The 24,398-nt window shown below is 52.6% G+C and carries 23 protein-coding genes and 2 pseudogenes; 11 read left to right on the top strand and 14 right to left on the bottom strand.

Annotated elements, in window-relative coordinates; all coding sequences use genetic code 11:
• Positions 1-4: 4 nt before the first annotated feature.
• Positions 5-319, top strand: coding sequence for a hypothetical protein (locus tag AB7M23_RS20670; RefSeq protein ID WP_454241888.1), 315 nt, complete (start codon positions 5-7; stop codon positions 317-319).
• A gap of 168 nt (positions 320-487) precedes the next feature.
• On the opposite strand, the gene AB7M23_RS20665 is transcribed toward AB7M23_RS20670, so the two are convergent.
• The 4 genes from AB7M23_RS20665 to AB7M23_RS20650 form a co-directional block, all read right to left on the bottom strand.
• Entirely contained in the window at positions 488-898 is a 411-nt protein-coding gene (locus AB7M23_RS20665; protein WP_454241887.1) for a hypothetical protein, read from the bottom strand.
• A gap of 378 nt (positions 899-1,276) precedes the next feature.
• Positions 1,277-2,344 (bottom strand): phage integrase, encoded by a 1,068-nt coding sequence (locus tag AB7M23_RS20660; protein ID WP_454241886.1) that lies wholly within the window; start codon positions 2,342-2,344, stop codon positions 1,277-1,279.
• 4 nt (positions 2,345-2,348) lie between these two features.
• Positions 2,349-2,585, bottom strand: coding sequence for a DUF4224 domain-containing protein (locus AB7M23_RS20655; protein WP_159388353.1), 237 nt, complete (start codon positions 2,583-2,585; stop codon positions 2,349-2,351).
• A gap of 248 nt (positions 2,586-2,833) precedes the next feature.
• The gene (locus tag AB7M23_RS20650; RefSeq protein WP_454241885.1) at positions 2,834-3,223 is read right to left on the bottom strand and encodes a hypothetical protein; all 390 of its coding nucleotides are present in this window, start codon (positions 3,221-3,223) and stop codon (positions 2,834-2,836) included.
• Positions 3,224-3,365: 142 nt separating this feature from the next.
• Here AB7M23_RS20650 and AB7M23_RS20645 point away from each other — a divergent pair, with 142 nt between their 5' ends.
• On the top strand, positions 3,366-4,202 hold the full coding sequence (locus AB7M23_RS20645; protein WP_454241884.1) for a hypothetical protein: 837 nt from the start codon (positions 3,366-3,368) through the stop codon (positions 4,200-4,202).
• A 61-nt stretch (positions 4,203-4,263) separates the two neighbouring features.
• Here AB7M23_RS20645 and AB7M23_RS20640 read toward each other — a convergent pair whose 3' ends face one another.
• Positions 4,264-4,575, bottom strand: a complete 312-nt coding sequence (locus AB7M23_RS20640; RefSeq protein WP_454241883.1) for a hypothetical protein — start codon at positions 4,573-4,575, stop codon at positions 4,264-4,266.
• Positions 4,576-4,640: 65 nt separating this feature from the next.
• Complete coding sequence (locus AB7M23_RS20635) at positions 4,641-4,853, bottom strand: hypothetical protein (RefSeq protein ID WP_454241882.1); 213 nt, start codon at positions 4,851-4,853, stop codon at positions 4,641-4,643.
• A 424-nt stretch (positions 4,854-5,277) separates the two neighbouring features.
• Here AB7M23_RS20635 and AB7M23_RS20630 point away from each other — a divergent pair, with 424 nt between their 5' ends.
• Positions 5,278-5,892: a recombinase family protein gene (locus AB7M23_RS20630; protein WP_454241881.1), complete on the top strand. Its 615-nt coding sequence runs from the start codon at positions 5,278-5,280 to the stop codon at positions 5,890-5,892.
• Here AB7M23_RS20630 and AB7M23_RS20625 read toward each other — a convergent pair.
• Positions 5,889-6,752 carry a hypothetical protein gene (locus AB7M23_RS20625; protein ID WP_454242216.1) on the bottom strand — a complete coding sequence of 288 codons (864 nt, stop codon included), beginning with the start codon at positions 6,750-6,752 and terminating at the stop codon, positions 5,889-5,891. The genes AB7M23_RS20630 and AB7M23_RS20625 overlap by 4 nt on opposite strands.
• A gap of 183 nt (positions 6,753-6,935) precedes the next feature.
• Positions 6,936-7,004 (bottom strand): annotated as a pseudogene (locus AB7M23_RS20620) (SEC-C metal-binding domain-containing protein); the annotation flags it as partial.
• 247 nt (positions 7,005-7,251) lie between these two features.
• Here AB7M23_RS20620 and AB7M23_RS20615 point away from each other — a divergent pair.
• A pseudogene (locus tag AB7M23_RS20615) lies at positions 7,252-7,368 on the top strand (recombinase family protein); the annotation flags it as partial.
• A gap of 513 nt (positions 7,369-7,881) precedes the next feature.
• Here the strand turns inward: AB7M23_RS20615 and AB7M23_RS20610 are convergent.
• Positions 7,882-8,037 (bottom strand): hypothetical protein, encoded by a 156-nt coding sequence (locus AB7M23_RS20610; protein WP_454241880.1) that lies wholly within the window; start codon positions 8,035-8,037, stop codon positions 7,882-7,884.
• 178 nt (positions 8,038-8,215) lie between these two features.
• Positions 8,216-8,344 carry a hypothetical protein gene (locus tag AB7M23_RS20605; protein WP_454241879.1) on the bottom strand — a complete coding sequence of 43 codons (129 nt, stop codon included), beginning with the start codon at positions 8,342-8,344 and terminating at the stop codon, positions 8,216-8,218.
• A 1,372-nt stretch (positions 8,345-9,716) separates the two neighbouring features.
• Here AB7M23_RS20605 and AB7M23_RS20600 point away from each other — a divergent pair.
• Complete coding sequence (locus tag AB7M23_RS20600; RefSeq protein ID WP_454241878.1) at positions 9,717-10,763, top strand: HamA C-terminal domain-containing protein; 1,047 nt, start codon at positions 9,717-9,719, stop codon at positions 10,761-10,763.
• Positions 10,756-13,386 (top strand): DEAD/DEAH box helicase, encoded by a 2,631-nt coding sequence (locus AB7M23_RS20595; RefSeq protein WP_454241877.1) that lies wholly within the window; start codon positions 10,756-10,758, stop codon positions 13,384-13,386. Before AB7M23_RS20600 ends, AB7M23_RS20595 begins: the two co-directional genes overlap by 8 nt.
• An 82-nt stretch (positions 13,387-13,468) precedes the next feature.
• Here AB7M23_RS20595 and AB7M23_RS20590 read toward each other — a convergent pair whose 3' ends face one another.
• Positions 13,469-13,666: a hypothetical protein gene (locus tag AB7M23_RS20590; RefSeq protein ID WP_454241876.1), complete on the bottom strand. Its 198-nt coding sequence runs from the start codon at positions 13,664-13,666 to the stop codon at positions 13,469-13,471.
• Between the two features lie 492 nt (positions 13,667-14,158).
• On the opposite strand from AB7M23_RS20590, the gene AB7M23_RS20585 reads away from it, so the two are divergent.
• Complete coding sequence (locus tag AB7M23_RS20585; protein WP_454241875.1) at positions 14,159-17,305, top strand: AAA family ATPase; 3,147 nt, start codon at positions 14,159-14,161, stop codon at positions 17,303-17,305.
• A 410-nt stretch (positions 17,306-17,715) separates the two neighbouring features.
• On the opposite strand, the gene AB7M23_RS20580 is transcribed toward AB7M23_RS20585, so the two are convergent.
• Together AB7M23_RS20580 and AB7M23_RS20575 are read right to left on the bottom strand one after the other, a co-directional pair.
• On the bottom strand, positions 17,716-19,221 hold the full coding sequence (locus AB7M23_RS20580) for a YfjI family protein (protein ID WP_454241874.1): 1,506 nt from the start codon (positions 19,219-19,221) through the stop codon (positions 17,716-17,718).
• Complete coding sequence (locus tag AB7M23_RS20575; protein WP_454241873.1) at positions 19,218-19,466, bottom strand: helix-turn-helix transcriptional regulator; 249 nt, start codon at positions 19,464-19,466, stop codon at positions 19,218-19,220. Before AB7M23_RS20575 ends, AB7M23_RS20580 begins: the two co-directional genes overlap by 4 nt.
• 736 nt (positions 19,467-20,202) lie before the next feature.
• Here AB7M23_RS20575 and AB7M23_RS20570 point away from each other — a divergent pair.
• Positions 20,203-21,141: a hypothetical protein gene (locus AB7M23_RS20570; RefSeq protein ID WP_454241872.1), complete on the top strand. Its 939-nt coding sequence runs from the start codon at positions 20,203-20,205 to the stop codon at positions 21,139-21,141.
• 558 nt (positions 21,142-21,699) lie between these two features.
• On the opposite strand, the gene AB7M23_RS20565 is transcribed toward AB7M23_RS20570, so the two are convergent.
• Positions 21,700-23,262, bottom strand: a complete 1,563-nt coding sequence (locus AB7M23_RS20565) for a DNA cytosine methyltransferase (RefSeq protein WP_454241871.1) — start codon at positions 23,260-23,262, stop codon at positions 21,700-21,702.
• A gap of 72 nt (positions 23,263-23,334) precedes the next feature.
• Here AB7M23_RS20565 and AB7M23_RS20560 point away from each other — a divergent pair, with 72 nt between their 5' ends.
• Genes AB7M23_RS20560 through AB7M23_RS20550 form a run of 3 tightly spaced genes read left to right on the top strand, consistent with a single transcriptional unit; the run spans position 23,335 to position 24,385 of the window.
• Positions 23,335-23,529 carry a hypothetical protein gene (locus tag AB7M23_RS20560; protein ID WP_454241870.1) on the top strand — a complete coding sequence of 65 codons (195 nt, stop codon included), beginning with the start codon at positions 23,335-23,337 and terminating at the stop codon, positions 23,527-23,529.
• 34 nt (positions 23,530-23,563) lie between these two features.
• Positions 23,564-24,118 carry a hypothetical protein gene (locus tag AB7M23_RS20555; protein ID WP_454241869.1) on the top strand — a complete coding sequence of 185 codons (555 nt, stop codon included), beginning with the start codon at positions 23,564-23,566 and terminating at the stop codon, positions 24,116-24,118.
• Positions 24,119-24,385: an antiterminator Q family protein gene (locus AB7M23_RS20550; protein ID WP_454241868.1), complete on the top strand. Its 267-nt coding sequence runs from the start codon at positions 24,119-24,121 to the stop codon at positions 24,383-24,385.
• Positions 24,386-24,398 lie beyond the last annotated feature (13 nt).

The raw sequence follows: 24,398 nt of genomic DNA, 5'->3' as shown, positions 1-24,398 counted from the left end.
CAGAATGATGGCCGGCGTACCGCAAGCTTGGCTGAATGAACTGAACGATCAATTCGCCTTAGCCACCGATCCCGACGGACGCGCCGCCGTGCTTGATGAAATGGCCTATGCCGCCCATCGCCGGCGTGATATGAGCGCCGAGACGCTGGTCGACATGCTGGAGCTGTCCGAGGCTGCCAGAGCCTGGGGGTTGATGGAGATCGATGAGGCGCACCACATCGGCCTGTTTAGTTACGAGATTTCGAATAGCTGGAATGGAGACGAGCCAGGACGGATCGTCGTCGGCAGAACGCCAGGGTGGGGCGCGTATGCTGTCTAAAATCGCTCGAAAGCTTCTCGGTTTTACTGGGCGAAAGTCGACCAAACTCGCCGATGCATATTAGACAGGCTCGACGCATCGGCCGCTAACGGTGCGGCCTGAGGTCGATTTTCCGCACTACTGCTGCAGTACTGGAGGCTTGATAAAGAATTTAGCCAATGGCGTGGCCTAAGCCTTTTCAAGATTTCCTTCAATCTCAGCCATTCCTGGGCCGCCCTTGAACACGAATTTTCTTTTGCTTACGCGACGGCCGCTCCCACCAGCACCGACGCTGATACTCTCAGCATCAGCTTTCAATCCTACGTGGCCCTTGCCGGAGTAATCGAAGTATTCTGTCATTTCGACCTCATGTGCAGTCTCGATACGCCTAGCGATAGCAAGCTCTTGAGCGACTCTCGCTTCCGCCTCAGCCATCCGCATTTCGAGTTCGCGACGCTCAGTCTCCACTCGCAATTCAACGATGCCACTCGGTTCCTCTTTGTCCTTCAGGGACTGTGCGAACGCATCGATCAGGTATGAGGTTGGGCTGGAGACAATCTTTACGCCCTCTAGAATGTTCATCAAAACGTCGCTGGCCATTTGCTATCTCCTTGTATGTGAGGCAACGCTATAGCGGTCTTGTCTTGTTGTCCAGAGGGCGTTGGAAAGCAGTGGAAATCGATTCCAAAACAGAAATGGCGACCCTTGCCGTATGCGGCCTGGAGCCTAGCCATTCCGTGATTGTTTTGGAATCGATTTTGGTGCTGACGCCTCATGGACTGGGGCTTTATCCTACGGTCTTGAAAACCGTCGATGGGCAACTATCCTAGAGTTCGAATCTCTACGCTTCCGCCACATTCAAAGCCCTGATTATTCAGGGCTTTTTGCGTTTCTGGAGGGTGGAAAACTTGAAGCTGAAAAGGCCAAGTGTTCCGCAACTTTTCGATGGTGTTCCGCAACTCCTTCGTAAAAGATGTTTCATCGGGTTGGTTTCACGATCTCCCCGACGCGGCGGTAAACGGTCTGCGTGATCCGCTTATCGGTGTGCCCTAGTAGCCTACTCGCGTGCGCCAGGTCTTCAATTTCGCTCGCTGCTTTGGGGCGGATATCGCGAAACTGGAATTGACGAATGCTGTCGGCCAGGACGCTATCAAGGTCTTCCATCGCTTTGGCGGCCGCCTTGGATCTAGCATCATCAAAGCGAAGGCGTAGCATCGCTGGCGTCACGTTGCGGCCGTCCTCTGTCACGATTAGGTACGGGTTGCGAACCCCTCGCGCCTTGCGTTGGCTCAGAAGGCGCTCAACCAGTATCCCCAGCTGGCTGGTCTCTGTTTCCGACTCAAGACGTATCCTGAGTTTTTTTGTCGTTTTGCCCTGGGCGAATTGCAGAAAACCATCAACCACGTCTGTCGCCCGGGTGGCCAGTACATCAGCTGGGCGTTGACCGGTCAGATAGCCCAAGTCCATTGCATCGCGCAGCTCGGAAGTGGCGTGTTCGTACACCGCATCCCAGATCGCCGGTCCTGCATAGAAGTCCCGAGGAGTCTCCTTGTTCTTGCGGATACCGGTCGCTGGGTTTGGGCGGTCAGTAATGCCCCACTCCCTTGCCATGTTGAAAATGTGAGAGAGAAGGGCGATCTCCCGATTCGCCCTAACCTTGCCCGTCCGCCGATCTCGATACTGGGCAAGTACTTGAGGTGTAATCAGCTCCATCGGGGCATCATCGAAGGCTTTGCGCAGCTGTCTGAGCTCGGCCAGGTTGTCCTTCTGGGTGCGCGGCTTTTTGCCCGGAATGACATCCCTTTCATAGCGATCGAATAGCTGCCCCATCAGGCGCGTTATCTTTGGAACGGCCTTTCTGTCGAGCTTCGCCCATTCCACTTTGGCGATGTCCAGGTCGTTACCTAAAGGTATCTCTCGACGCCTGCCATCTTCGTCCCTGCCGTCGTAGTAGTAAGCAACCCAGATGTTGCCGTTTTTGCGCTTTCGCGTACGCCGAATCATTCGCGGCGGAAGATCTCTATTAGCGGTTTGTTTCGGACGCATCTTGCTAACCCACCCGAGACAAATCGAAAGTCCAAGTCTCTGCGACGGCGTTCATTGCTGTTGGCTTAACGCCGGCCAGCTTTAGGCGAGCGTACACTCGGCCAACGACCGGACGTCTGGCGCCAGATAGGGCGTATTGCCATCCATTACTGGCTAACCATTGAATTTGTTTCGATGGCAGTTGATAGCCAGTGATAGCTGCAATTTCTTCCTCACCCAGAGTTTCAGTCTGAATTTCCATGATTTTCTCCGCGCCGCGCATGGCGGCAGAGGTGATGAGGAATTCGTTCAGGCGCACGTTTGATAAGAACCCAGCGCGGTGTGCTCATTGGGGTGTTCTCTCCCTGCCAGGGAATATCTTTGGGGTCATTTTCAGCGCTCCGTATCAGTCCGTTTGAGAACAAGGTACTGGGGCTCTGGAGGGATAGGTTTCGCTTTCAAACGCTTTTAGCGTCGGAAATTGAAATGGCCGTAAAAGTTATGTTTCTTTTATCTAGGTTCGCTTTGGCGTGGTTTTTGGCAGGAGTCATTGGCTTTCTCAAAAGCTATGCGGTTCATTGTGCATATGGGGATTGAGTACCCCTGAATGCTCGTCAGTATCGTTTCGTCCCCCTCCGCAACCATGAAGCAGGGATGGCCACGACGGAAACGCATTCCCCGCCCGGTGTAATTGCGCAGGATGATTTCCCAAGACTCATCGTCGTAGTAGACGCCCGTGATTTCAGACCAGTTGGCCGAAACGCCGCTTCCAACGATGCCTTCAGGTGTCAGGCAGAAAATTTCTACTTGGTTTTCCTGCGTGACAGGTACGGCGTAAATCCGGCCATTCGGCGCTATGGGTGGGAAAGTCTGTCCATTGCCTAGGTGACGAAATTCCATGGTGGTGCTCCGCATGCATGAGGTTGCTTGACACGCTATGCCAGGCTCTGGAAATCCCAAGCCGGAACAGCTCACAGGCTTATGCCGTTGGGTTTCCTGAAGGTTTCCGTAAGCTGTGGCAATCAAACCAGGGAGTGGCGCCATGGGTAACAAATCAACAACGATCCGAATCGGCTTGCTGGCCGCGACTGTAGCTCTTCTGGTTGGGTGCTCTGGCACCCTGGGGGCTAGGACTGTGCAGCTTCCTGAGCCGAAAGATGTACCGAGGGAAAAATGGTCGGATGCTATGCATGTTCTGACCGCCATGGGGATTTCCGGGCAGCGTGACGTTCCAATCGAGCTGGCAGGGGCAGTTGATAGGGCGAACCCGGCCAGCGGTTCTGGAACAGTGCTCGGGGATGCTGGATTAAGCGCGATGAGCTTCGCTTCGCCACCTGAAGGTTTGAGTGGTGGCGCAGCAGCGGGAATTGGCTTGGGCTTGATGCTGTTGGGTGGGTCGAGCGATCCGGCGCGTGCAACTCAGGTTGTCGCGTGGGTGCCTGCGGACCAGGCAAGCTCGCCGGAGGCGGCGTCTGCTCTCGCATTGTGTAAGGTCGAAGATGCTCGCAAGAGAGTTTTTGCCCATGGCCTATCGAAGTTGCCAATGCTGACTGGTAAACATCCTGATGGCCATGCCCGCGGCTATGCATCGCTGGTAGATAGCTATGCCGAGCGGCCGATTCCATACAGTGAGGAGGCTGCTAAATCGCCGAGCTTTCTGAGATCGCCACTCAGCTACGGGCCTATCTTCATCCGTAACAACCAGTTCACGCTTGATGCCTATAAGAACGACATGACGACGTCGGAAGCCATGTTGCTTGCATCGCACCACCTGCCTGAGTGGATCTACATCTATCACCCTGGCCAGCGATTGAGAAAAAACTCGATTCCTGCGGCAATCTTCAATCAGGGCAGGGCGCTTTACTTCGTAGGGAAGTAATTGAGTAATTGCATAGGCCGGGGATGTCTACCTTTCCGGGGGCAGTCCAGTTTGCGAGCGATCAATTAATAGTGAACCAATTCAGGTTAGGTATTAATGCATGGAAGGTCTTTAGTGCAGCCACCGCCATTGCTGCAGCGGCTAGTGTAAACGTAAATGCCAAGGTGAGAATGCGGAGTGTTTTTTGTTTTGGTTTATCCTCTAGAGTGTAATGAAGCCATATTAAGTTATAAACGCTAAATACTGCTGCCAGGCTCGTTGCAATCGAAAAGCCCAGCAGTGCCACCCATGACCCAAGGCGGGCATTAGCTATAATCGACACTATCTCTGGAATGGCAATTACTATGGCAATGAGTAATGCCTGATTTTTCAAGTAATCAAAGACGGTTTTTAGGTCACCGATATAAGATTTTTTGAATTTTGGCTTGTCTTGGGTGATTATTTTTTTCCTTTGATTATTAAGAAAGTGTCTTCTGTGAGTTTGTTTACTTTTTCGCCTGTTGATAAAAAATAAGATTTTCGCGACGTTTCATAAACGTGCTCGCTGAGAGTTCTTGGTTCTTTTTTTTCTTTTGTGTTTTCAATGATGGTATACGTAGTGCCCGCTGCACACTTAGCTTTAAAACGATCCGTTTCTTTTACGTATGTCATTTGTATTTTCGTTGACTTTATAAGGGTGGTGATGATGTCTTATGGCTATTATACGCTATGAGCAAGATTTATCCTGCCTGTTTAGAGAAAAACGTAGACTTTAAAAAACGACACAGATGTATCTTGACTGCTCTAAACGCTCGCCATTGGCCGACTTCTGTTGCTCAAAGACATCAAATGTGCTAGTCAAATCCCATGCAAACGGCTGGTCAAGTCGAATGCCAATGGGCGGTCACGTGAGTGCAATCACGCAGTAATTCTGCTGGGCTATATTGCCGTGGGTTTTTCTCAAACCTACGGCTATTTTTTGAGTATGCCTAGGCTGATACGGGAAACTTTCGGCTTTGTCAGCCTTTTATATTGAAAAGTAACACCTAAAGTGCAACAGCTTTAGGGCAACACCCTAACTGATACAGGTTGTACTATGTTCATCCGTGCTTATCTCCGTGCATCTACCGACAAGCAAGACGCTGGCCGCGCTCGGGTCTCCCTGGAGAAGTTCGCCAGCGATCACAACAAGGTGATCGCCTGCGAGTACCTGGAGAACGCCAGCGGTGCAGCCGCGGATCGGCCTGAATTACTCCGCCTGCTCAAGGATGCTCGCACGGGTGACGTGCTGCTGGTCGAATCCATCGACCGCCTATCCCGGCTCCCCGCCGATGACTGGGCCAAGCTCAGGGGGGCGATCGACGCCAAGGGCTTGCGCATCGTCGCCCTGGATCTGCCCACCAGTCATCAAGGTATGCGCGATACGCAGGGCGACGAGTTCACTCACCGGATGCTGGCCGCCATCAACTCGATGCTAGTAGAGATGATGGCGGCGATCGCCCGGAAGGACTACGAGCAGCGCCGCGAGCGCCAGGCCCAGGGTATCCAGAAGGCAAAACTGGCCGGCAAATTTCAGGGCCGCCCAATCGACGAGAATCTACACAATCGCATAAAAGAGCTCCTGGCTGCGGGCCTGGGTATTCGAGCCACCGCGAGACACGCCAATTGCTCGTCTACCACAGTACTGCGCATCCGAGATTCCAACCCCTAGAAGCCGACTCGATAGCGCCTGGATATGACCCACGGTGCTATTTTGAAAGGCGACTTGCTAGGTGGCACGAGCCCGAATGCGACACCTATTTCACCGATCATTCGTTGGATCAAGGCATCTTGATTCGACTGCCCTAATCCATCCCACCAAGACGGAGAGGCAAAAACATTTTCAAAATGGTCAAAGAAATACGCTACAAGCGTGGAGGACAGATCATCGTCATTGATTTGCTCCAAGCTTTTGATCAGAGCCGTGCAACACCTGTCGTCCTCAGCCATCCATGAAAAAACTATCTGCCCCTTTTCTCCGCCAAAGAAAGAGGTCACGCTCATTAGTTCTGGGACCAGCGCTAGATCAGCCATATCCTGCAGCTGCCTCCCCCAAAAATCGACATTAGGCGCATAGGTACCACTACACATTACTGGTGGTGCACCTTCTAGCTCGATGATGTAGGAGCGCACCGATGAGTAGTCTCCACTCGTCAAACATCTGTCAAAGCGCGCTTTATGAATCTTTATGTCACGCAACGCAGCATCAATTCCTGCGCCGTGGAGGTGGGCGAACGCCTGGATTTCAATCTGTCGATCTGGCGAACGCCCCCTATCTAGGTCCTTATAAAGCTTGGCCTGCTCCGACGCCGCACGTTTAGTGTAAATCTCTCGTGCATAAGCACGGTACGCCAGGAGGAAGCACTGCTCCTGGCTCCCTACGAATGCATCCTTCTCAATTGGCGCAAAAAGCCCATCATCATGCGTGGAGCAGAAACCGCTGAATGTAGAAGCTCGTCGCACACCCACCCTTTCAGGTTTTAAAACACCATTGTGCTTGATCAGCCCCTCTAGAGACGGCATGAAAGACATAACGTGTCCATCATCTGCGATCTGGTTCAAGCTTCCCGAGCGGGGCACAGTATGCGCAGCAATGATTGACCCCGAGCATTGCGAATGGAAGGGGTCGGGGGCTGAACACAGCTTCTTCGAGAAGTGTTTCCTATGGGCAACGCTAAGATTCCAAGGTTTATGTGGCTGAGCCGACTCGCGACCAAGGTGACATTTCTTAAATTTTTTGCCCGAGCCACACCAGCATTCGTCGTTTCTCCCTAGCTTGTTCATATTGCTTCCCCTGCCGTGCCAGCAAAATTGAGCGCATAAAATAACCCACCGCTTCTTCGCGCGTGAGGCCTATGAACCTGCAATCATTTTTTGCACCCACCTGACATCCATGGAAGGCAGCGTGAATTGTTAGTAATGGCTGCAGGCCTTTTAAAATATGGCGTCTCAGACAGGAACTGAACCTGAAACCTTCACCCTTGGAGGGGCAAACCTTCGGTGCTTAAAAGGGCAGCCTGGAAGGGGGGGGCTGCGTCAGCGCGTTGGTGAACTGCTCGGTGCAGGCATGGGGATTCGGGCTACCGCTCGCCATACAGGGGCCAGTAACACCATAGTACTTATAATCCGTGATCAAATGACCCAGTAACGACGCAGTTTTACATGCTGTCGGGCAGTAGCGACATTCGTGCGAATTCTACCCCGGCTGTATTCTCAGCTTAGGTAGCATTCCGGTCGCCTGTGGAGACTGGCTCGTTTAACGGCCCAGGCGACGGCGCAAGGCTCGAATCATCCTGGGGCGCATGAAAACGGTTGCGACTGACACCGCAAGCGCTATACCGCCCGCCAGTTCGCCGAAACGGACGAAGGCAACGATGTTTACTAGGGCGAGAACCATGATGCCGTAGAACTCTACGTTGGCCCTTCCCGCGGCCAAAGCCTGGCGCTCGGTAAGCATCCACTTTGGCGACAGACAGAAGGGGCATACAGACGACTCAGGATCACCACCCCCTAGGGGAACTCCGCTCACGTAAAGCGGAGCGCTGGTGATCACCTTCGGAACCATCATCCTCTTGCAGCACTGGCATTCTACTTTGCTCACGATGTCATCCTCCTTGACCTGGGCGCATGCTTGAATGACCTGATGGCGCACTTGATTCAATTAATCGGCAGTCGAGTTCGGGCGTGTTTCGCTGTGTTTGCTGTTGTCGTGCTGCTTGTCCAGGTAAGCGGCGATCCTGTAACCAATCGCGGCTGTTACCCCCAAGGCGCAGATCACGCCGAACACTGAATAGATTAGTAGCTCAAACCGCTCCATGTTCTTCTCCCGTGCTGATGTGCATCAGAGTCTAAGAGACTCGTTCACTGTACAGAAACGCACAGCAATTTTTCATGCTGGTTTAACGTTCTAGCGCCGGCAACTGGCGGGCGCTGATTCAGTCTGCGAACGCGCCACCGTGATCGAACTACAGACTCTCGCTCATCGAGTCCATGCCCTAAGCATTGCCCATGACATCGAGGCAGCCATCCATCATCGGCAGCCCGTTGGCCGTGTTTACCCAACCGTATTCCATCAGCTTCATGAAGCTGCTCTGCAGGCTGCAATTGTCAGCCTGAGTCTGCATGACGGGCTCGACCCAGGCCGCGTTATCGTCGATGTGAAGATCGAACGGTTAGGTCGACTTCTCTCCTTCGCCGGTCAGCGACTCGGGATACTGGTACCACGTACGCTCACTGCGGATATTGAGACCGTCATGCAGCACGACTGCTTTCCCTTGGATGGGATATACACGCTGTGGTGTACAGCGGTTTTGTCGGCTGGACGATTGAGGCCATCAAGTTGGCCATAGTGGCGAATAGGGTCATGGTGGCACTCCTCAATGTAGGTGAGCCTAGTCTCCCCTCGACCTCGGAAAACCCAAGTGGCTGATCTGATGCATCTGGGTGGCCCTGACATCCGCTTCGCGACACATCGTAAAAAATAGGGCTCACCCCCCATCTATTGCTTATGGGAGTCTGACGCTTCACTTCCCATAGAGAAACTTACCGATTTGCTGGAAGGGGTGTCGTGAAGGGGTGTTGTGGCCGCAAGCCGCATGAATACTGGGCTTCAGAGATTTCACGGGCTTTTTCCAGGTAGTTGGCGTTGTGAAGGGGTGTCGTCAAGAGGTGTCGTGAAGGGGTGTTGTGGCCGCAAGCCGCATGAATACTGGGCTTCAGCGTTTTCACGGACTATAGCCGGGCAATTGGCGTTGTGAAGGGGTGTCGTTAAGAGGTGTCGTGAAGGGGTGTTGTGGGTGCAAGCCACATGAATACTGGGCTTCAGCGTCTTCACGGGCTTTTTCCAGGTAATTAGCGTTGTGAAGGGGTGATGTCAGTATGATGCCGCTCCTGAGGGAGTAATCTGTTCGCGGGGGAGCCCCAGTGGTAGCGACAAACCAGCGTGAGATGACGATCCGGCATCAAAGGTGTAAGTGCAAGGCTCCGGCTGCGACGAGAAACGGACGGCAGATGACGGTGCGTCTTCCTGAGCGCAGGGCCAGTACGGTGAATGGGCAACGAATGACGACGGTGAAGTGCGTTCATAATAGTCAGATAGTGATCGGTAGACCGAGCCGGTCAAGAATGGCCGCCGAAGGTGGCTGCTTGCGGCCAAAAGCGGACGCCTAAAATTGCCTACGAAACTAGGGGCGATTCACATGCAGTCGGTGGTCATTTTCTAGACACATAGGCTTTTGGTGGCAAAGCCCACAAGGCTTTGGTGCTCCTGCTTTTACGTATAAAGCTCGGATAGCACTTTTGATGGGGAGTGCTCTTGCCTCGCCGTTTCTGCATGAACGATGTCAATGGCCACCCCGGAGGCCCTGGCGCTTTCAGATGTGGGGTGATGGCAATCTGAGTCCATTCGCGTCATCATCGGCTCATTGCAGAGAGCTAGCGCTTGCACGTGCCTAACGCCAGTGAGGCCTTGTTGCGCTCCACCCAGGGAATGGATAAGTGTCCTCATCTTTAACTTTGCCATCACTCAGTGACGTCATAGACAAGCTGTTGAATCAGTCACCGCTAGACGATTTTGTCAAATGCGCTATGGACGTTTCTGTCCCGGCTTCGGGGGCAGCCCCGAAACTAGGCTTACTGCATGTGCGGTTTCAGGAAGACATTCCCAATACGAATTCTTTAGCTGACTTCCTTAGCAGTCAAGCGGTGAACTATGCGCTGAGCCGTAGGCGGCGTGAAATGTACCTTGCACAGCTCACTGCTGGAAAAAATGGTGATTTATCAATCACCACCCAGATTCAGAAAGCTGTCAGGAGCGCGTTCATAGAATTTCGGAAGGAGTTTCCTTCCAGGGCAAGTGAGGTCGGTGAAGTACTCGCCTATTGCGTGGCTGTGCATCATTTGGGTGCGGCTCAGTTGGTGGCAAAGATGTCCTTGAAAACCTCAACCAATATGCCCGTTCATGGCCTTGATGGTATTCATGCCTCGGTCACGAATGGTGTACTGAATGTATTTTTTCTCGAATCGAAATTGGCTGGTAGCGCGGCAAGCGGGACTGCCGATTACGCGGAGTCAGTCGCTGGCTTTGGAAGCGATAAAAAACAGTACCTGCAAGAGTATGGGTTGGTGCGGGATCTCGGAAATCTCGATGCCCTTGCATCGGATGAGAAAGAAAGGATCATGGAGTATCTCGACGTTTTCAAAAAGCCAAATGCTCCGAAGAGAGAAAGGTCGGTGGCAGTGGTTTGTTATTCAGAAACAAAGCATTTCGGTAACAAACTCCCGGTTGATGACGATGATTTAGAAAAGCATGAACTCCATTTTGGTAGGCTTTATGTGAAGGATCATGAGCGCCACCATCAGAATGTGAGTAATCAACTGGCGAAGTACAGCGTCGATCCGAATAAATGCATGATTTACCTAGTGGCGGTGCCAGATGTCGACGAGTTGAGGGAGCAGTTCTATGAATCACTAGGTATTGTGCCTGCTCCATCAGATACCGTATTAACGCAGTCCACGCTCGATGCTGGAGGTGTCGATGAGTAGCTTTGCGTCTGAATTGTCGGCACGTATTATCGGGAACGCGGAGTTCAGAACATCTCTCGATCATCTCCAATCTGCTGGCGCCGCAAACACTCTGCCGACCAATATAGTGAGATCAAAAGAAGATCCAGATCTTGAGGCGCTCAAGAAACTGCTTTACTGTGCCTCGGTGTTCGCGCAGTCAAATGTTGAATCGCATGTGGGCATGGCTCAGAACATTGCGTTCAATGCAATGTTGGTAAGTCGGGAGCCAGGCATACTGGAACGATGCTCTGCGGTACTGGCTGAGCTTGGAAATTTTCCAGGGCTTAAATACAGTGAGCTGAACTTCAAAACTAAGCTGACTAGCTTGGCTAGCATGATCCAGCGCCGAGTTGTAGAGCACCTCAATACAATTCAAGTCCATGGGGAGATGATCGCTCTTACTGACTACCAGAAGGGAGTCTGGGATTCCTTGGAAAGTGGGGCATCTCTCGCTATATCTGCTCCAACCTCCGCTGGTAAGTCCTTTTTAGTAATTGAACATCTCTGCCGCCGTGCGGTTTCCTCTGGAAGCTTTACGTTCGTCTATATAGCTCCCACGCGTGCATTGCTCGCCGAAGTGCATATGAAAATCAAAGGTAGGCTTGCGAGTGAGGCGGAGATCCGGGTGACGGATATTCCTACTTTTGAGGCCGTACCAAGACAAATTTTTGTTCTAACTCAAGAGCGATTCCAGGTCTTACTATCTACTACATCTGTAAAAATCGATCTGGTAATTGTCGACGAGGCACAAAATCTTTCTGATGGTGCTCGTGGGATGATCCTGCAAGACTGTATTGAGCAATGTTTTGGACGATACCCACGAACACACGTTGTGATGCTGGCGCCAGGCGCTGAGGGGTTCAAAGAGGCTATCGAGAGCATTGGGCTGCCACAAATTGCTGAGGTTTCTACAACCGTATCGCCAGTTCTTCAAAACCGAATCGTAGTGACTAAGAGTACTGGTCGTAATCAACTTGACTTTAAGTTACTTTCATCTCATCAGGCAACTTTCGTCGGCTCAATGATGTGCGATAGGGGGCTGTCGTCCCCAGAAACCCTTCTGGCGGCTGTCGCCCTCGAACTTGGTAGTAGCGGTGGGTCTTTAGTGTATGCGAAGACCCCCACTGAGGCTGCGAAGCTTGCGGGCTCAATTGCGCTTGGTGTCACTGATCCCGACGCTATGGGCAAAAATGATGACCTGGTTACGTTCATAAAAGAGCATATTCATCCCGAGTATCATCTTATTGCAATGGTGGAAAAGGGCGTCGCCTTCCATTACGGGCAGATGCCTGCCCTGCTACGAGATGCTATCGAGACCGCTTTTAGGAAAGGCTCCATTAGATTTTTGGTTTGTACCACTACGTTATTTCAGGGTATTAATTTGCCCGCGCGCAACGTCTTTCTTGATACGCCAGCCCGTGGCAAGGGCGATAAAAATATTCTTGATCCGGCACTTCTGTGGAACTTCGCAGGACGAGCCGGTCGAATGGCTAAAGATATTGTAGGTAATGTGTTCTTGGTTGGTTACGACTCATGGAGTGACCAGCCTATGGATAAATTTACTAAATTTACTATTAAATCAGCCTTTAGTGAGTCCATTATCCATAATACTCGGGAAATACTCACTGTGCTGGGTGGTGATGCCCCGCCAGGAAAGTTCCGTGACAACGTGCATAAAAATGCAGTCGCCTCCGCAGGAATGCTAATCAGTAAGGCTCGACAAGGAGATGTCCAGAGCTTTATAACGCGTGTAGCCCCAGAGCTCGATTTCCTTGACTCGCGATTGCTCTGCAATGCTTCGCAAGAGGCTTCAGACGGTTTGAGCCTGCCTGCGACCATCCTGAGCGCTAACTGGACACTAGACTTATTTGCGCTTGATGAGTTGATGTCTTTTTTGGTGCTGAGCTTGGAATCTGGAAAGCTGGACGCGTTGATTCCGAAAAATCCTGCGGATCTTGATAAACAATCAATTGCCCACTACCGTGACATCTTCAACGTCCTATTCAAGTACATAAAAGGTTTTGGTGGTGATTACGGGGCTTACGTCGGGCGAATTGCCGTAAGGTGGATGGAAGGGAGACCATATCCAGTCATACTCAAATACGAAATCAAAGCAAAAAAGGACGAGATCCAGAAAAAGCGTAATTTCGAAAGCATGTATGTTCGTACGGTGCCAGGTTACAAGGCCAAGAGAGTTGCAGATCTGAACCCCAGCAAGGTTATCAAAGACACCTTCGACACCATTGAGGACGTGATACGTTTCCAGCTGGTGCAAATGGGGAAGGCCTACGTTGATATTCTCACACACGTGATGGTGGAAAATGGCTTGGGTTATAGGGTGCCGGAGATTTTTGATTTCTCTCTGGCGCTTGAACTCGGTGTAAGTACCAACACTGGTCGGGCATTTTTGGAGCTTGGTTTGTCTCGAATTGCTGCGGCAGCGCTGCAACGTATTGTGCCGGATAGTGACCTTGACGCGGTGGCAGCTCGACGATTGATCATTGATTTTGATCACACTCCTCATTCGTTGAGCCAAGTCATCGTCGATGAAATCACGAGGGTTCGGGGTGCGATTGTTAACGCTTCGGTGATTGCCGGCTGACTAAAGGCATTTGCATCGAACCGGATGCCCGCGCACGACCACAACGGACAGCCTGTACGTTCTAGAGGCAGGCTTTCGTGAGTTACGAGCGTAGGCGCTCTATTCCAGAGGATATTCCTTCAGCGTGCGCATCGAGCATGCTAAGAACATTGTCGTGGATTTGTGTCGAGCCTCGCTGGCTTACCCACAGCGACACTTCCTCTAAAGCTGCCCTCAAAGCTGTCTGATTCATCATCAGTAGTTCCAGGGTGTCTGCAATGATGGTGGCCTTCTCGTCCATGTAGAATCTCCGGTGAGTGTTCGGTGTGGTGGAGCGTACAGCGTAGCTTTGACCTTTGGCACTGGAGGCTTGCGGTACACTATGGCCACCAACCCCAGCCCCCAGCCGACAGTGTGCAAGTGATTGTCCGCTTTCAACCCATAACAGCCGTTCGTGGAGGGCAGCAAACGGCCACAAGCAGCCACTCGTGAAGGGCTGCTATCGGCCAGATAGCCATACCTGGAGTCATAATAGGCTTCATCAATTGCTATCGCTCCAAGGTTGCGCATTGACAGGTCAGCAGAGCGATGCGCTGCCCATGCTGGCCCGAGTTATGACCAAGGCCGAGGGCTGCTGCGCAAGTACTTCGACAACATAGAGTGTCAATCAGAGTGCCCCGCCCAGCGCGAGTGGTGTCCATCAGAAAAAAGTCTGGGTTCATAATGGCCATGGTTGTCTAGACCTCCAACCTTCAACCTCCGGCGCTCAAGTACAATATATCGCTGCGCGTGTATGTGTACTCCAGGTATGCCCTATGGCGATATGCTATCGTCGCCTGATTACTTTCAGGGGGACTACGGCGTGTCTGGCAAGGAACTAGTTTGGCTGCATCTTTCCGATATTCACTTTCATCCAAAGACAGACTGGCGTGATAGCCATATACGCCGGGAGCTTCTTGACTTTTTGGATGAGAGTTTCAGCGACGGTAGTGTCCCGCGACCACACTTGTTGTTCTGCACTGGAGATATTGCCTTTGGTGAAACCCCCGGTGCACCGCTGGAACAGCAGTACGAGGAGGCTGCGAGCTTCTTCGATGAGCTGCTGAAATGCTGCGAGCTGCCGAGAGAGCGGCTGTTCATGGTGCCCGGAAACCATGACGTGAACCGTGGAGAAATACTAGGCGATCAGCAGGCTCGTCTGATCGAAATGGCCAAAAAGCCAAAAGACCATGTTGCCGATATCAATCGGCGCTTTGACAGCAGTAGCAAGGATCACTGCTCGGCAATGGAACGTCTGCGAGTGTACGGTCAGTTCGTGCAGAAGTACCGGCCGGAGCTGCATTGGGAAAACTACCACCTATACGCCCAGCAGCTAGAGGTGGAAGGTTGGATGGTGGGCGTAGCCGGCTTCAACTCTGCCTGGAGTTGTGCTGGCCCTGAGGATGATCGCCACGTCTGGTTGGCCGGGCAATGGCAGTTCAACCATATGGCTGGTGGCTTGCGTGGCGCCGATGTGAAAATCGGACTTATACATCATCCTTTTGACTGGCTTAATGAAGTTGAACGCCACGAGGCTGAGCAACGCGCAAGTAGGGATCTGCACTTCCTGCTTCATGGTCATACCCATACTGCCTGGGTTCGTCCAAGCGACAATTGCGTGCAAGTGGCAGCCGGTGCCACCGGGGCCGATACCCCGGATCAGTTCGGTATCAATTTTACACAGTTGAACCCGATCACGGGGGCCTGTTGCACCCACCTATATACCTATCAAAATGGCTGGGTTATCGCGCCGGTAGCGACGCACGCAAAAAAAGGTCAATGGCACTTCAAGTCGGGCTTGCGGATTCAGTCGCCCGCCTCCCAGGGGTCCTTTGTTTCTGTCGCTGATGCCGAAACGTTACCGGCCTTGGAGCCTGTTTCTCCAGACCCAAGGCACGCCACAAGACTATTTGGCCGTGATCTGTTACTCAAGCTGCTGTCCCGCAAACTGCAGGAAAAGTCAGCGTTGGCTCTGTACGGTATGCGTGGCAACGGAAAGAGCGAGTTGATTCGTACACTGCAGCAGCAAGAGCCACTGGCGAGTCTGGAGTCGTTACATATCACCGTGGCTGCCGAAACCACTGCGGGCGAGCTGTTTCGCCAATTGCTAAATCTGCTTAATGACCACAGCGAATCTCCGGAAGTACCCAAGGGATCGCTGCTCGATCAGCTAAGGACATTGCAACAACGCTATCCAAATTCTAGGCCTGCATGTATCTGGATTGATCGCGCCCATCTGCTGCTTGCAGGCAAGCAGTGGAAAAGCCCAGAGCTGTTTACCCTAATGGCTGCATTGCGCAAAGCTTTTCCGAAATGGTACTGGATTTTCGAGCTGCGCGAGCGACCAGTGCCAGGAAGCTTTGGTGAGGACTGCCATTTTGAAGAGGTGCTAGGCCTGGATAAAACCAGTCTTGGCGAGTTTATTGCGGCCTGTGCACCGGTCGGGCAAGAAAGTGGATGGAATTATAACGGGCAGAATTTGAAATCGCTGTACCAGTGGCTGGGTGGTGGACACGGACAGCAGGCACATCCACTGGCGACCCGGCTGCTAATTGAGGTTGCGCATGGCCAGAATCAATCACCATGGCAGGTATATCTGCATCTCCGACAAAAGCTGCTATGCAAGGTCGAGGAAGGTTTGCTGGGTGAGCTGTACGGTAAAGTCCTTTCCAAGGGCGAGCGCGAGCTTCTGCAGGGCCTGGCGTTATACCGGGTTGGCATCCCGCATGACCATGCTGACTGGCTAGAAAAAGCGCTGCATGTTGATGGGGCCTGGCAGGCCCTAGAGCGTCGTTGTCTGCTGCCGGTCGATGCCAGCGGCCAGCGCTTCTATTTGCACGGTTTCATCAGCAGTTGGATCTGCCACGAGCAATTGAAAACCGCTGCGCCGGATGATGACGAAGATCAAAATCTACCGGCGGCGGACACCAACGCGGCAAGGTTGCACCTGCAGGTAGGGCGCTGCTGGCAGCAACAACTCGGTAATACTCGACGACTCAGCAATGTGAATGTCGAACGGGCAAACGAAGCCTGTCATCACCTGTTAAGTGCCGGAGCCACCGAGGAAATGGGCGACTGGGTGGAACACCTGTTAGGTGGGCAAGCCGCATGGGGCGCTGAAAAACTCTGGCAATATTACACTCTTCTGTATGTTAACCATGCACCGTCACAAGCTCAGATCAATGTATTGCAGCTGCTGGTACGCCTATATCCACGAGATACCAAAGCGTGGAGTTTCTTGGGGCTGCTTCAGCAAAAGGTACTGGGGCCGGCTTGTAGCGAGGCACTGCACTGTTTCGAGCGGGCACTGGAATGGTCTCCAGGAAATCCACGCAATCTGGCTAATCTAGGCAAGGCTCTGCGTGCTCGTGGACGGGGTGGTGCCGAGCAATTTCTGCAACGACTGGCTGAGCACCGAGCGCAATACCCAGAGGCAATCAACAACTATGTAATGAGCATCGAGACTGATTGCCTGGAGGCATCCGGCCAGACTGATACCGCCTCAAGGCAACGATACGAGCAAATCGAGTCTGCGACCAACAATCAGGCAGCCTACAACGATGAAGCCAGCTACCAGTTGGTGGCAAAAAAAGATCCTAAGGAAGCCTTGCGCATCCTTGATCTAGCTGAGCGCAACCAGTGCAGTAATGACCACGCCGACGCTATCCGTGGCAAGGTGCTGGAGGCATTGGGGGATGGCCCGGTTGCTTCGGAGCTTCGTTGGAAAAGGATCAATGCTGGCAACCTCAATCCGGCATTTTATGCTGACGAAGCCAACTATCAGCTTGAGCAACTAAACGATCCAGAGCAGGCCTTGGACTTGCTGGATCTAATGGAACTGCGGGGCATTGCCAATGCATTCACCCAGACTTTACGGAGCAAGGCTGAGCGGCGACGGTAAGCAGCGGTGAATGCCAGGCTTTGGCGGCTTCTCAATTAATGGTATTCCGCTTTCTAGAAGGCAGCTGGCATGTTTGGCCATCGACTCGAGCGCGCTGAACCAGCAGTGGACGTATTTACATCAGCCAGGCTGCCTGCTTTTGACTGGTAGAAAATCTTGGTGAACGTCTGCTTTGGGTCGATTTCAGCCGATTCCGACAGGCAGCTATTGGCCGATTCCGGCCTGATTCGACAGATTCAGAGCGGCCGGTTCGCAAGCCCGGCAGTTGCCCCAAGCGCTCAGGTACGTCCATTTGGGCGCTGATTACTTATCCCAACCAGGAAAAGGGTGCCTACAAAACCTACAGAACGTGGTTTCGTAGGTTCTGTAGGTTGCCCTACCGGCATTTTGGTAAACAGGTTGGGTCGAGGTTACGTTTTTCGCCAGATGTAGCGTGTTGATGGGCGGCCACCTTTTTCTCCGGCCACCTCGTAGCCAATGATTAAGTCGTGTTCAGCCAGAACTGCGAGTGCGTTGTTTACAGCGTCCTGTGAGCCCAATCCCATCCAGTCCTTCTGACGCACCTCGCGTGGGGTAAACGGTTCGGGTAATTTCTGCTGACGCTCCAAGATCAGCCTGGCACCGAGTAGTGGAGCGTTGATAGCTGCGCCGTAGAGTCTCGAGGCATGGCTCATCAGGTAGCTCGCCCAGTTAATGGCGCGGGACGTGGACTCTGTGCCCACGGCTCTCTGTCCACCTTCGACCAGTTCGAACAGTAGGGCCAACCCCGCAATGGTCTGCGGCATTTTTAGATAATGGGATTGTAATGCTGGGTGAAGTTCTTCGCTCCGGCTTTGTTGCATATGATGCGTATACCAGGCGTTAAATATTTCCTGTGCTTCCGGGCTGAACCTGAGCGCAGTACGAGGCTCGGGTGGGAGCTGGTCGAGGTGGTCAATAATCTGTTCCACGTGCTCAGCGGCAGCTTGGTTCGGCCAGCGATCGACCAGACGCCATTCATGGATATCGTCGGGATAGACGGCGAGTTGTAGGCGCTGAATCAGACCGTCATCCAGTTCGCCGCTGATCGCGGCGTTCACTAGGGAGGCGATTCGTGAGGGTTGGATGCCGCCTATCAGCGATAAACAACATGACTCGATGAACAGGGTGCCTCGGCCAATACGATCGTAGGTAAATGAGCCGTTGCCATCGAAGCACTCCAGGTAGAAAGCGCGTGCCACTGAGCCGTCCTCGCTCTGTATTGTTGCGAGCCAGCCCCCGAGCTCGTCACGTACTAGCAGCAGGCCGTTCGGGTTTTCGTTGAGCAGCTCGCCGAGCTTCTCGACTGTTGAGTCGTTGACGGTGTAACGGCGCTGCACTGGAGGCAGCACGTCACTAGAAACCTTGGTGAGTTCCTCTCGCGCTCCAAGTTTGTCGCCGCTGCCTACAAGTTTCGTGGCCTTGCTCTTAGCAGCCTTGCGCTCGATATCGAGCAGCTCGCTGTTGGTCCTGTATTCGTCCAACGCCCTGTAGTGCTGATTTCGCTCTCTTGTCTCTAATGCGTTCAAGGGACGAAGCGCTTGCTTGAGCGCTGGTGTTTTCATCGCAGACGGCCGTCCGATGATGACCCCCCACTGGTTGGGAACGACAGTCCAATCATCATGCTGTTTCGGGTGGATGGTGAATTTGCGCCCGACCACGGCGCTGACAGCAACTACAAGCGCGACCCCAACAAAATCCGGCGGGCACTGGGTGCGATCAGCGACATCCCGCACGTATTCTTGAAGAACAGCAGGCAGTAGCTCTCCACGCCAGGGCATAACCCTGGCCAACCCGTTCGGCAGTGGCTTTGGCACAATGCTTGGGTTCAGATATGAGGCGCGTGCCGCCTTGGGCATTTCTGCCAAAAACGACGGTATCTGCTCGTGTCCGGTCATTGCTCATCTCTCTCAGAGAAAGCCCGAATGATTCCGTCACGCTCGCTGATCTTGCTCTCCAGCCAGGCTTCCACCTCCGCGACGACGAAATAAACGCCAGCCTGTTTGCTCGGACCGAATTTAATAGGGCGAGGAAAGCTGGGATCGGTTTCGCGCAGCTTTTCGAGGCCAGAGCGGCTCTTGTCAAAGCAATGCTGCAGCGAGGCGTGACTGATCAGGTACTTCTTGGGGGCATGTGTCGGCATGTGTGGGTCTCTGTGTGTAAGCCGACACAGATTTAATACCCCCGGCAGATCGCTGTGGTGCGATTTCAAACCGGAAAATCGTCGGAAAATACAATGCCGCTTGAGGCGAAGGGGACACAGCCGCAGATGTGGAATGGGTTGGGAAGGCTGTCATAAAGCTGGCATTATCCAGCCAAATCAGCCCATCCAGGCACAAAAAAGGCACTTGCGAAAATAGCTAAGCGACTGATTTGTAAGTATTATTTTGTGGAGTCGGGGGGTTGAACCCCCAATCATTCTCAGTGATTGGCGTATAGGATTCCATCATTGTTCGCGGGGCGGAGCCAGAGCTTTACGATGAGAGTGGATTGGTTGTGAACGGTTTACAGCAAGTGAACCGAAACTCGACATTGCAACCGCATTAGATTCAATCAGTCTATTCGGGCTGGATGCGCTGCTTCGTGTGAGTGGGAATTCTGACGAATTGAAATACCTGAACTGGGTACGCACGATTCCCCGCGAGATCACGAGTTATCGCGCTACCGTTTGTACCATTGTGGAAGCGGCTTAGCTCTGGATGGTGGGCTCGAGTCATTACGGAGGGCGTGGATGTTCAGGGGTGGCTCGCCAAAGTACTCGAAGGCATCCAATGCGGTGCCCTTGCTGCGATCAGCTAACAAGTCCATCACAAGCGAGACTAGCGGGCAGGCCGAAACTCTGGCTACATAAGTCGATTTTCCTTGGCATGGAGCTGGTCATGACCTTGATTGTTGCTGGTTACACAGGAGTCGCTTCATGGAACACGAAGCTTTACGACCGAATTTTTTTCGTGGGTGATACCCTCCTGTCTCAGGACGGTCGATTCGATAAACGTGATCGACTCATCGAGATTTTCAAAAAAATCCGTAGCATTCCAGTGAAGGTTTGGAGCCCAAGTATCGATCTGGAGGGCTCCTTCAGGCGATATTTCGAATCGTTTACAAGTACATGTGTCATTGCTTTTTCAGGCAGTGCATTGACATTCGGTCACATGATAAACGGTATCCAGGAGCATCTCGGTCAGCTCCGTTACACCTTTGTAGATGGCCAGTTCAAAATCGTCAAACACTGCTCCGATCAAGCAATCCAAGTAAATCATGCTGAATTTTGGGACGATGACATTGTTTTTGACTCCCGAAATCTTCCAGCTTTGACTGCAGATTTTCAAATGGAGGTGATCTCACACGTAATTCGGCGTGCTCTGAAAGATGTCTCTGCACATCGTTTGTTGGATCAGAGCACCTTCAATGCCATTAGATGTCAACTGGCAGTTGCACTTTACTGCTGGGAAGCACGGAAACCGGCTCTTTACCAAGTGGAAGTGGTACTGACAGATGAGTTTCCTAAGTACGCGACTCTCAAATATCGCAGGCTGGAGGAAAACGAGATTGTTGTGTTAGGTAGATCGCTTCAGGAAGAAGCAGAACAGTTGATGAAAACTCTGCGAGAGGCTCCAGAGCCGCCGGCACGGAAGTCCAAACCCGGAGCCTACTATGATCGGGGGACTGAAGATCTCAGAGTTGCTAAAGGCCTGGTGCGAAAAGAGATTCTGGCTGACGAAGAAGGCGGGTTAAATTACGTCGGAGGCCTAATTGATTGCTGGGAGTTTGCCTATAACGGAAGCACTGAGCAATGGTACGAGCGGCCTACCCCTTAAAGACAGCTGATAGTGAGGTCGAGGGGCGCCACACTCCCTGCACTCACAGGGGCAGCCGATATTCCATCTCGACTGATGGCTCAAGCCTCTGAGCCTTTGCGCCGATATGGAGCAGCGAAAGGTGTGCTAGCTGCAGATGAGGTTGAACATCTCCGCATACAAGCAGTGTCATTCTCCGGAGCTATTCAGGCCTATCAGCTACACGCCCTCGCTGGCGCAGCTCCGTTTCTCCACTGAGAAAGTCTGTAGTCAGCGACTCAAAATCAGTTCCGCAACTGAAAATGCAACCCTTGTTACGGAAGGGTTTCGGCCCGTTCAGATTAGGTGAAATGCGGAACATAAAATTTGCTATATCATTGATTTTTAAAGAAAAAATTATGGACTTGAAAACCGTCGATGGGCAACTATCCTAGAGTTCGAATCTCTACGCTTCCGCCATATTCAAAGCCCTGATTATTCAGGGCTTTTTGCGTTTCTGGGGGCGAGAAAAGTCCCTGCGTTTCCTTCCAAAATACCCAAGCGTTCCATAACTTTTATGGATGTGTTCCAAAACTCTCCTTATTTTGAAGGCTTCGCGATGGCGCGGACGCGCCTGTAAACGCGTTCTGTTATGTCGCCCTTGGTGTGTCCTAGCAGCAGGCTGGCGTCCTCAATATCCTTGATTTCGGATGCAGCCTTCGGACGGATATCGCGGAACTGGAACTGGAACTGGAACTGTGCGATGCGAGATGACAAGAGGCTGTTGCTTTCCTCCAGGGCTGTCGATCTGGCCAGTGCTCGAGCTTCATCCCAGCGATTACGCAGCATCGGCGCAGACATGCGTTTTCCTCGCTCAATGACAATCAAGTAGCTGGAGCTGTGTTCCTGGTTCCGGGCGGCCATCTGCTTAATCAGCTTGCCAAGGCTGTTATCTACGCCGTCCACCGAGAGCATGATGCGCAGCTTCTTGTGTGTCTTGTTCTGCTGCACAACCAGATAACCGCCCTCGATATCGTCCCTTCTCATAACTAGTACGTCCGCTGGACGCTGGCCCGTGAGATACGCCAAGTCCATGGCGTCTTTCAGTTCCGGTACTGCTTTCTTGTAGACCGCATCCCATACAGCGTCATTGGCGTAGTAGTCCCGAGGCGTCTCCTTGTTTTTGCGAACACCCTGGCAGGGGTTCTCCTTTGCGGTAAGCCCCCATTCCCTGGCCATATTGAATACGTGGGAGAGGGTGGCAATTTCACGATTTGCCCGTACCTTCGCCGACCTGGCATCGCGGTACTGCGCAATCATTGCTGGTGTAAGCGCATCGATTGGCGCGCTATCGAACACAGGTCGAAGCTGTCGCAGCTCAGAGAGGTTGTCCTTCTGCGTGCTTTGCTGGCCCTTGCCAGGCTTACTTGTATGGGTAGGCTCTGGCCACGCAATGGGCTGACCATCGCAGCGAGCGATCATGAACAGGCGTTCCCGGCTGGTAGGTGTCCCGAAGTCGCAGGCCTTGATGATCCGACACTCGACTACGTAGCCCATTCCCTCCAGCAGAGTGACAAATCGGCGCCAGGTAATGCCTCGGCGTTTCGGGTCTGGCACCAAGAACTGCTGTTGGGCTGGCACGCGCTCACCTAGTGCAGCAATGCCACCATCCAGCTTCATCACGCGCCCTGTGGTCTTGTCGCGCTTCGCGATCAACGGACCCCACTTCATGATCTGCTTCACGTTCTCCAGGCTGATCACCCGTGACATCTTCTTGCCTGCCCACTTCAGACCGATCCACGACAGGTTGCGGATCTCGCGCTTGCGGGGTTGGCCTCCGGCAGCCTGGCTGTGGTGCGTGCAATCCGGGCTCATGTGGAACCAGCCTACCCGGCGCCCAGCGCATTCTTCGTCAGGATCACCCTCAAACACGTCAGTGGTGTAATGCCGGGCGTGCGGATGGTTGGTGGTGTGCATGCTGATCGCTGCCGGGTTGTGATTCTTGGCCACGGTCACAGGCCGACCAAGGCCCATCTCCAGCCCGGTACCGGCGCCGCCACCACCACAGAAGAAGTCGACCACGATCTCATCATCTTGCGGATTGAGGCCCAGGCCGTATTGGGTTTTAAAGTCGAAGGCGGGCTTTTTCTGAAATGCAGACATAGGGGATCCTCGCCGAGAGCACGTGGCTTCGGCATAATCGTTAATAGCGAATTTTGGAGAGGTGAAACGAAGATGGATCGTATAGTTTGGGCCGGATGTGCGTTACTTTTCTTGGCTGGTGGAGTTTATTTCAATATTCTTCCGTTGCTTACTTGGAAGAAGGAAGTGTCTGTTGCGGATGTTGTGGGAGGCTTTTCCGCAATTGCGGCAGCATTTGCTGCATACGCATCTTGGAAGGGCGGCAAATATATCGAAGCAGTCTGCTGAAGATAGTAAGTCATTTACTAGGGCTCAGCTATATATGAGTCATCGTCAAGATTTTGTTGAGTTGGTTGACTATTTGTCTAATGAGCTAGATATAGTGTTTGTTCGCAAGTACGAGCTGTATCAAAGGTTGTTTCCGCGTAACCACTACTCTGGAAATCATTTTGATGCGGATGGAAGTCCAGCGGTTCTGGACGGCTGGGCTAAAAGGTATCAAGCTATTGTTGAATTGACGGACCACGAATTGAGTGAGGTGGAGTTGGACTTTTGGATCATGGAGTGCGGTAGAATGGGCGAGGATTTGCAGTTTGAGTTTAAGCCGCAAAAAGGTTTGAAGATATTTTTGTTTGGCGACACGCCTTCCGATTCAATAAATACAGGGTTTACATTTGATCCTGCTCGACAAGTGTTTTATTTTGGAGAGGTAATAAATCGAATTTATGCATTTTGTGGGCGTCAATCAATTAGTCCGTTGTTGATGGATGGGCATGACTTTCAGATTAGATTCAAAGAATATTTTATTAAAATTAAATCTGGCCAGACACGTCATCGGGTAGGCGATCCCGGAGCGTTCTTTGAGGCTACGCGTTAGGTGCGCCAAGCGGTGCCGCAGCCGTCGGCGAGCAATAACTATTGCATTACCGACGACTGGACGGTTGCCATAGATAACGCAGTAGCTCGCCTTGCTGTTCGCGATCAGCAAATGGGTGATGTTATCTGGCTGTACTATGGGGCCAAATGGCCGATGGTGAGTGTGGGCAAGCACTACGGTATCAGCAAAGGAAAAGCGAGAGAGCTTGTTAGGGCAGGAGCAGCTTGGATTGATTGCTCTGTTAGTGATATACGCGTCGCTGCTTGAAGTAAGGTCAGAA

The organism is Pseudomonas sp. HLS-6 TE3448 (genome assembly GCF_053629555.1).
This window is presented reverse-complemented; position numbering and strand designations above follow the sequence as displayed.